At 60.4% G+C, this 7,207-nt stretch carries 7 protein-coding genes; 6 read left to right on the top strand and 1 reads right to left on the bottom strand.

Annotated features, from left to right (window positions below):
- Positions 1-414: 414 nt before the first annotated feature.
- The 6 genes from ACIQUH_RS27730 to ACIQUH_RS27705 all read left to right on the top strand — a co-directional run bounded on the left by ACIQUH_RS27730 (position 415) and on the right by ACIQUH_RS27705 (position 6,584).
- A complete protein-coding gene (locus ACIQUH_RS27730) occupies positions 415-1,107 on the top strand; it encodes a FadR/GntR family transcriptional regulator (protein WP_046800886.1) in 693 nt (230 codons plus the stop codon).
- Entirely contained in the window at positions 1,104-2,276 is a 1,173-nt protein-coding gene (locus tag ACIQUH_RS27725; RefSeq protein ID WP_400821387.1) for a PLP-dependent transferase, read from the top strand. Before ACIQUH_RS27730 ends, ACIQUH_RS27725 begins: the two co-directional genes overlap by 4 nt.
- A gap of 38 nt (positions 2,277-2,314) precedes the next feature.
- Positions 2,315-3,574: an ABC transporter substrate-binding protein gene (locus tag ACIQUH_RS27720; protein WP_400821384.1), complete on the top strand. Its 1,260-nt coding sequence runs from the start codon at positions 2,315-2,317 to the stop codon at positions 3,572-3,574.
- A gap of 150 nt (positions 3,575-3,724) precedes the next feature.
- Positions 3,725-4,669, top strand: a complete 945-nt coding sequence (locus tag ACIQUH_RS27715; RefSeq protein WP_003525091.1) for a carbohydrate ABC transporter permease — start codon at positions 3,725-3,727, stop codon at positions 4,667-4,669.
- Between the two features lie 3 nt (positions 4,670-4,672).
- Positions 4,673-5,503, top strand: a complete 831-nt coding sequence (locus ACIQUH_RS27710; RefSeq protein ID WP_035228147.1) for a carbohydrate ABC transporter permease — start codon at positions 4,673-4,675, stop codon at positions 5,501-5,503.
- A 4-nt stretch (positions 5,504-5,507) separates the two neighbouring features.
- Positions 5,508-6,584 carry an ABC transporter ATP-binding protein gene (locus tag ACIQUH_RS27705; RefSeq protein ID WP_065117693.1) on the top strand — a complete coding sequence of 359 codons (1,077 nt, stop codon included), beginning with the start codon at positions 5,508-5,510 and terminating at the stop codon, positions 6,582-6,584.
- Positions 6,585-7,009: 425 nt separating this feature from the next.
- Here the strand turns inward: ACIQUH_RS27705 and ACIQUH_RS27700 are convergent.
- Positions 7,010-7,207 (bottom strand): TOBE domain-containing protein (locus ACIQUH_RS27700; protein ID WP_400821379.1); only part of this gene is annotated, 198 nt, incomplete at its 5' end.

Raw genomic sequence — 7,207 nt, 5'->3', positions numbered from 1 at the left:
CTTAAACTCTTCGCTGAAATTCGATTTGCCCATGATGCTCTTCTTGCCTCAAAATTAGGAAAGAAGGTGTCTACAAATCTTGGGGCTATTCACTTAGCGACGATCGCCTGAAGGTCTTACCAAACTCCCGGACCCGATGGCACGGCGAGGGTATCCGCCATCAAAGTCCACCAGAGCTACTGGGTCGCTCGCCCCATTCTCCACATTGTTCGCTCTTTGCCGCCAATGGCGATGCAATTAATCCGGGACATCCATGTAGGTACATCGAGGCCATTTCGGAGGTGCAAAAGGACATTGTGGAGGGGCGGGACCAGGCATCCTTCCTTACCGGTTGACAATCGATCCACCCTTTGAAATGGTAAGATGTCAGACCAATTTAGAGGGTACGTCTTGGACAGGTCCAGCCGGGAACTGATGCAGCCCATTCCGCCGAGCGACCGTGTGCGCCAGGTTGAGGCGGCGCTTTCCGACTATGTCGAACGGGCAGGGCTGAAGGCCGGCGAGCGGCTGCCGGCTGAGCGCGAGCTGATGGCGGCGCTGGGTGTTGGCCGGTCGACCATCCGCGAAGTCATCCGCAAGTTTCAGGCGCTCGGCGTCATCGACAGCCGCAAGGGCAGCGGCAATTATCTGCTGAAGCCGATTTCCGCCGCCACCGTGCATATGCCGATTTCCATCGATGCCGAAAGCCTGCGCGATGCGCTGCTGATGACGCTGGAAGTGCGGCGCGGCATCGAGGTGGAAGCCTCCATGGCGGCTGCGCGCCGCCGCACGGCAGACGATATCGCCACGATGGAAGCGCGGCTAGACGAGATGGAGCGTGTGCATCTGGCCGAGGGAACCTCCGGCAAGGCAGACCTTGCCTTCCATCTGTCGATCTACGATGCCACCCATAATACGCTATTCAAGCAGCTTCTGGAGCAGATGCGCGAAGGTTTCGAGCGCTTCTGGTCGAAGCCGTTCGACCGCCCGGATTTCGCCGGCCGCTCCTTTCCCTTTCACCGCACCCTGTTCAACGCCATCGCCGCCGGTGATGCGGAGACCGCCCGTGAAGAAACACTGAAAATCCTCGCCGTCGTCGAGGAGGATATCAAGGACATGTCGAAATGAACCATGGCAACGATCTCTTCGATCCCGCCTCATTTATCGTTGCGCATGACGAGGCCCACGCCTTCGAAGCCGTGGTGCCGCCCATCGTGCAGACTTCGCTTTTCACCTTTTCCAGCTATGACGAAATGGTTTCCACCTATCGCGGCGAAAAGGTGCGGCCGGTCTATACGCGCGGGCTGAACCCCACCGTGCGGCTGTTTGAAGAGATGCTGGCGAAGCTGGAAGGTGCCGAAGATGCGCTCGGTTTTGCGAGCGGCATGTCGGCCATTTCCTCCACCGTGCTGTCCTTCGTTTCGCCGGGTGACCGGATCGTCGCCGTGCGCCATGTCTATCCCGATGCCTTCCGCCTGTTCGGCACCTTCATGCAGCGCATGAATATCGAGGTGACCTATGTCGACGGCCGTGACGAGGCGGCGGTCGAAAAGGCGATGCCGGGTGCAAAGCTGTTTTACATGGAAAGCCCGACCAGCTGGGTGATGGAAACCCATGATGTCGGTGCGCTGGCCGCCATCGGCAAGCGGCATGGCGCCGTCACCGTCATCGACAATTCCTGGGCAAGCCCGGTCTTCCAGCAGCCGATCTCGCTCGGCGTGGATCTCGTCGTACATTCGGCCTCGAAATATCTGGGCGGCCACAGCGATGTGGTCTCCGGCGTGGTGGCCGGCTCGAAGGCGATGATCGATCGCATCCGGGCGGAAACCTATCCCTATCTCGGCGGCAAGATGTCGCCCTTCGATGCCTGGCTGCTCATTCGCGGGCTTCGCACCCTGCCGCTGCGCATGAAGGCGCATCAGGCCTCGGCGCTTGAGATCGCTACCCGCCTGCAGGCGCTGGATGTGGTGGAGAAGGTCTGCCATCCGGGGCTGGCGAACCGCCTGCCGCCCGGCCTTCACGGCACCTCGGGCCTGTTTTCCTTCATCTTCAGGGAAGGGGTGGATGTGCGCGCTTTTGCCGACCGCCTCAAGCTTTTCAAACTGGGTGTTTCCTGGGGCGGGCATGAAAGCCTCATCGTCCCCGGCGAAGTGGTGCTCGAACAGAAGGCGCAGCCAAACTCCGCCCACACCTTCGGCATCAGCGCGCGTTCGGTGCGCCTGCATGTCGGGCTGGAGGGCACGGAAGCCCTCTGGAACGATCTCGAACCCGCGATCAAGGCGGCCTCCGCCGCCTGACGTGTTTTTAAACTGACGACAAAAAAGGGGAGAACGACATGAAAAAACTGGTAACAGCAGCAATCTTCACCGCCCTGATGACCGGAACGGCGCTGGCGGACACGACCTTGAAACTGGTCGAGGTCATCACAAGTCCCGAGCGGACGGAAACGCTGAAAGGCATCGTCTCGAAATTCGAGGCTGCCAATCCCGGCACCAAGGTGGAAATCATCTCCCTGCCGTGGAGCGAAGCCTTCCAGAAATTCGCCACCATGGTCTCGGCCGGCGATGTGCCTGACGTGATGGAAATGCCCGACACATGGCTGTCGCTTTATGCCAATAACGGCATGCTGGAGAGCCTTGAGCCTTATCTTGCCAAATGGGAGCATACCGCGGGCCTGAGCGAACGTACGCTCGAACTCGGCCGCGATGTCAAGGACACGGCCTATATGCTGCCCTATGGTTTCTACCTGCGCGCCATGTTCTACAACAAGAAGCTGCTGGCCGAAGCCGGCGTGAAAGAGCCGCCGAAGACCCTTGAGGAATTTGCCGATGCCTCCAAGAAGGTCGCAGCCCTTCCCGGCAAATCCGGCTACTGCCTGCGCGGCGGCCCGGGCGGCCTCAACGGCTGGGTCATGTTCGGCGCATCCATGGCCGGTTCGAACGAGTTCTTCACCAAGGACGGCACCTCCACCTTCGACAGCCCCGGCTGGGTGAAGGGCCTGACCTATGTGATCGATCTCTACAAGAACGGGTTGGCGCCGAAGGACAGCGTCAACTGGGGCTTCAACGAGATCGTCGCCGGCTTTTATTCCGGCACCTGCGCCTTCCTCGATCAGGACCCGGATGCGCTGATCGCCATTGCCCAGCGCATGAAGCCGGAAGATTTCGGCGTCATGACCATGCCCAAGGGCCCCGACGGCAAGACCTTCCCGACGATTGGTTTCGCCGGCTGGTCGATGATGTCGAAATCCGAAAACAAGGACCTTTCCTGGAAGCTGATCGAGACGCTTGAAGGGCCGGAAGGCAATATCGAGTGGAACAAGAAGACCGGCGCGCTGCCGGTGCACAAGTCGGCGGAGAAGGACCCCTTCTATGCCAGCGCGCAGTTCAAGGGCTGGTTCGACGAACTGGCCGACAAGAACGCCGTGCCGACGACGATGCCGACCTATCTTGAGGAATTCGCCTTCTTCAAGGATTCGCTTGTGATCAAGACATCGCAGGAAGCGCTGCTCGGCGATATCACGCCGGAAGACCTTGCCAAGCAATGGGCTGATTACATGACCAAGGCGCAGCAGAAGTTCCTGGCCTCGAAGTAACGACATTGACCGGCCGTGCGGGCGCAAATGCCCGTGCGGCGGTCTTGCCGGCCTTCGCTGCGACAGGCCTTTTCCTCGCAATTTTTCGGATCGGTAAGCCGTGAGGCTGGAAAACCCGTCCGTTCCATCGTCCGATCAGGGAGCGATACAATGTCCTATGCCCATGGCGCCGGGCCGGTGGCTGCGCGCAAACCGGCTGGCAAGCCTGCGATGCGGCGGTTTGCCGATTGGGCCGAACCGTGGCTTTACAGCGCGCCCGTGCTGGTGCTCATCGTCGCGGTCATGCTGGTGCCGCTGGTGCTTGGCCTCTCCTATGCCTTTCGCGATGTGCAACTGCTCAATCCGTTTTCCGGCGGTTTCGTTGGCCTCAAACATCTGGAGGCGCTGTCGCAGGATGCGGCCTTTTACCGGGCGCTGAAAAATACGCTGTGGTGGACCGGCGCTTCGGTTTTTCTGCAATTCTTCTTCGGCCTCATTCTGGCGCTGCTGCTCGATAAACCCTTTGCGGGCAGGGGGCTGGCGCAGGCGCTGGTGTTTCTGCCATGGGCCGTGCCGACCTTCCTTGCCGGTCTCAACTGGGCATGGCTGTTCAACCCGGTCATCGGGCCGTTACCGCACTGGATGGTCTCGCTCGGGCTGTTATCCGCGCCCAACAATATCCTCGCCGATCCGCAGCTTGCCATGTGGGGGCCGATCATCGCCAATGTCTGGTGGGGCATTCCTTTCTTCGCCATCACTTTGCTTGCCGCACTTCAGGCCATCCCGCGCGATCTTTATGAGGCGGCGGAAATTGACGGGGCGAACCCGCTGCAGCGTTTCACCTCCATCACCCTGCCGTTTCTGGCGCCCACCATCGCCATCACCATCCTGCTGCGCACCGTCTGGATCGCCAATTTCGCCGATCTCATCATCGTCATGACCAATGGCGGGCCGGCGGACCGCACGCAGATCGTCGCCAGCTACATCTTCACCCAGGCCTTCCGGCGTCTGGATTTCGGTTATGCCTCGGCCATCGCGCTGGTGCTGCTGGTGCTGCTGCTTGCCTATTCCATGCTGATCGTGCTGCTGCGCCAGCGCCTGATCGAGAAGGACTGACCGATGACCTCAAGGATATTTCTCACCCTTGCCCATCGTCTGGCGATCCTTGCCTATATCGCCTTTGCACTGTTCCCACTGTTCTGGCTGCTCAAGGTGTCCGTGACGCCGAATGATCTGCTCTATAGCGAAGGTGTGAGGATGTGGCCATCGCGGGCGACCTGGGATCATTATCGTTTTGTCATAGAAAACAGTGCCTTCCCGACGTTTTTTAAGAACAGCGTCATCGTCGCGGGCTCCACGGCAATTGCCGTGACGATACTCTCTTCGCTGTCGGGTTACGCGCTGTCGCGCTTCCGTTTCAAGGGCAAATACTGGATTGTCGCGCTAATGCTGATCACCCAGATGTTTCCGCTGGTCATGCTGGTCGCGCCGATCTTCAAGATGCTGTCGCCTCTCGGCCTCACCAACAGCCTGACGGGCCTCGTCATCGTCTACACCGCCTTCAACGTGCCTTTCGCCACCTTCCTCATGCAGTCGTTCTTCGATGGCATTCCGAAGGATCTGGAAGAGGCGGCGATGATTGACGGGGCGAGCCGGTTTACGGCCTTCCGTCAGATCATCCTGCCGCTGACGCTGCCGGGCATTGCCGCGACGCTCGGTTTCGTCTTCACCGCCGCGTGGAGCGAGCTTCTGTTTGCGCTGATGCTGATTTCCGGCAACCAGAGCGCCACTTTCCCGGTTGGCCTTCTGACCTTCGTTTCGAAATTCTCCGTCGATTTCGGGCAGATGATGGCGGCGGGCGTTCTGGCGCTCATTCCGGCCTGCCTCTTCTTCCTGCTCATTCAACGTTATCTCGTGCAGGGCCTGACGGCCGGCGCGGTGAAAGGATAATCCCATGGCTTCCATCGAGCTGAAGAATGTCGGCAAGACCTATGGCGACCTCGCCGTGCTGCATGGCGTCGATCTTGATATCAGGGATGGCGAGTTCATCGTCCTCGTCGGCCCCTCCGGCTGCGGAAAATCGACGCTGCTGCGCATGATCGCAGGCCTTGAAGAGATAACATCGGGCGACCTGTCCATTGATGGCGAACGCGTCAATGATCGCCGGCCGAAGGATCGCGATATCGCCATGGTGTTCCAGTCCTATGCGCTCTATCCGCATATGAGCGTCGCCGACAATATGAGCTATAGCCTGCGCCTGCGCCGCAGCCCGAAGGAAACCATCGCGGCGGCGGTGGCCGGTGCTTCCGCGAAACTTGGCCTCGATCCCTATCTCGCCCGCCGCCCGAAGGCGCTCTCTGGTGGCCAGCGTCAGCGCGTCGCCATGGGCCGCGCCATCGTGCGCCAGCCAAAGGCCTTCCTGTTTGACGAGCCGCTGTCCAACCTCGATGCCCGGCTTCGCGAGCAGATGCGGGCCGAGATCAAACGCATGCATGCCGATCTTGGCGCAACCTCGGTCTACGTCACCCATGACCAGATCGAGGCGATGACGCTTGCCTCACGCATCGTCGCCATGAATGCCGGCCATGTGCAGCAGATCGGCGCACCGCTCGATCTTTACGATCGTCCCGCCAATCTCTTTGTCGCTGGCTTCATCGGTTCGCCCGGCATGAATTTCCTCGAAGGACGGCTCGTGCAGGAGAATGGCGGCAGTTTCGTCGTGCTGGGTGACGGCACGCGCCTTGCGCTTGGCCGGGAAGTGGACCTCGCCGATGGCGAGCCGGTCACGCTCGGCATCCGCCCGGAACATGTCACCGTAGCGCCGGTTGAAGGCGGTGTGGAGGCAACCGTCGATCTGGTCGAGCCAACCGGCCTCGGCGTCATCCTGCACCTCACCGTGCATGGATTGCCGTTCAAGCTGTTTTCGTCAGACCGGGCATTGTTGCAGCCGGGTAGATCCCTGCGGGTCGGTTTCCCGCAGGAAAGGCTGCATGTCTTCGATCGGAATGGCGTGAGGATCGGGGAGGCGTGAGGTTTGGCATAGTACGCAGGAATATTTCCTGTGCGGTTGCACACCCACCTCCGTCATTCCGGCCTTGAGCCGGAACGGCGGAAAGCTGGAAACGTTGAGAACCTTCGCAAACGCGCCAACCGTGGCATCAGATTGCCCTTCGGTCGTCTATCGTGGAGGCTCCGGCTGGATGTGAGCTTTCACAGGATGCGGACCCTAAGGCGCGTGGGGCTTACCCCCCTCTGCCCTGCCGGGCATCTCCCCCTCAAGGGGGGAGATCGATCTGTGGCAAAGTCTCGCACATCTCGAAGCTTGCGAGTGAAGCGATGAAAGAGCCTCTTGCCGATCTCCCCCCTTGAGGGGGAGATGCCCGGCAGGGCAGAGGGGGGTAAGTCCCACGCGCCTGCGGGTCCGCTGTGAATGAAAAACCTTGTGAAAGCCAACACCTAGATCGCCACACCCTTCTCATCGAACCTGTGTATCTTGGTCTCGTCCGGGGTGATGAAGACGGTATCGCCATGCCTGCATTCGAACTCGCCGTCAGTGCGGGCGGTGATCGGGCCGATGCCTGACACCTCGAGATGCAGGAAGGTATCCGATCCGAGATGTTCGGCAACCGTCACCTTGCCCTGCCACAGGCCGCT

The organism is Agrobacterium sp. NPDC090283 (assembly GCF_044769685.1).
In the GTDB taxonomy this organism is placed as follows: domain Bacteria; phylum Pseudomonadota; class Alphaproteobacteria; order Rhizobiales; family Rhizobiaceae; genus Agrobacterium.
This window is presented reverse-complemented; position numbering and strand designations above follow the sequence as displayed.

Bases quoted from the DNA above. Each gene is read 5' to 3' on its own strand.
- ACIQUH_RS27705 (WP_065117693.1), top strand. From the start codon at position 5,508: ATGGCTTCCATCGAGCTGAAGAATGTCGGCAAGACCTATGGCGACCTC.
- ACIQUH_RS27710 (WP_035228147.1), top strand. From the start codon at position 4,673: ATGACCTCAAGGATATTTCTCACCCTTGCCCATCGTCTGGCGATCCTT.
- ACIQUH_RS27715 (WP_003525091.1), top strand. From the start codon at position 3,725: ATGTCCTATGCCCATGGCGCCGGGCCGGTGGCTGCGCGCAAACCGGCT.
- ACIQUH_RS27725 (WP_400821387.1), top strand. From the start codon at position 1,104: ATGAACCATGGCAACGATCTCTTCGATCCCGCCTCATTTATCGTTGCG.
- ACIQUH_RS27730 (WP_046800886.1), top strand. From the start codon at position 415: ATGCAGCCCATTCCGCCGAGCGACCGTGTGCGCCAGGTTGAGGCGGCG.
- ACIQUH_RS27720 (WP_400821384.1), top strand. From the start codon at position 2,315: ATGAAAAAACTGGTAACAGCAGCAATCTTCACCGCCCTGATGACCGGA.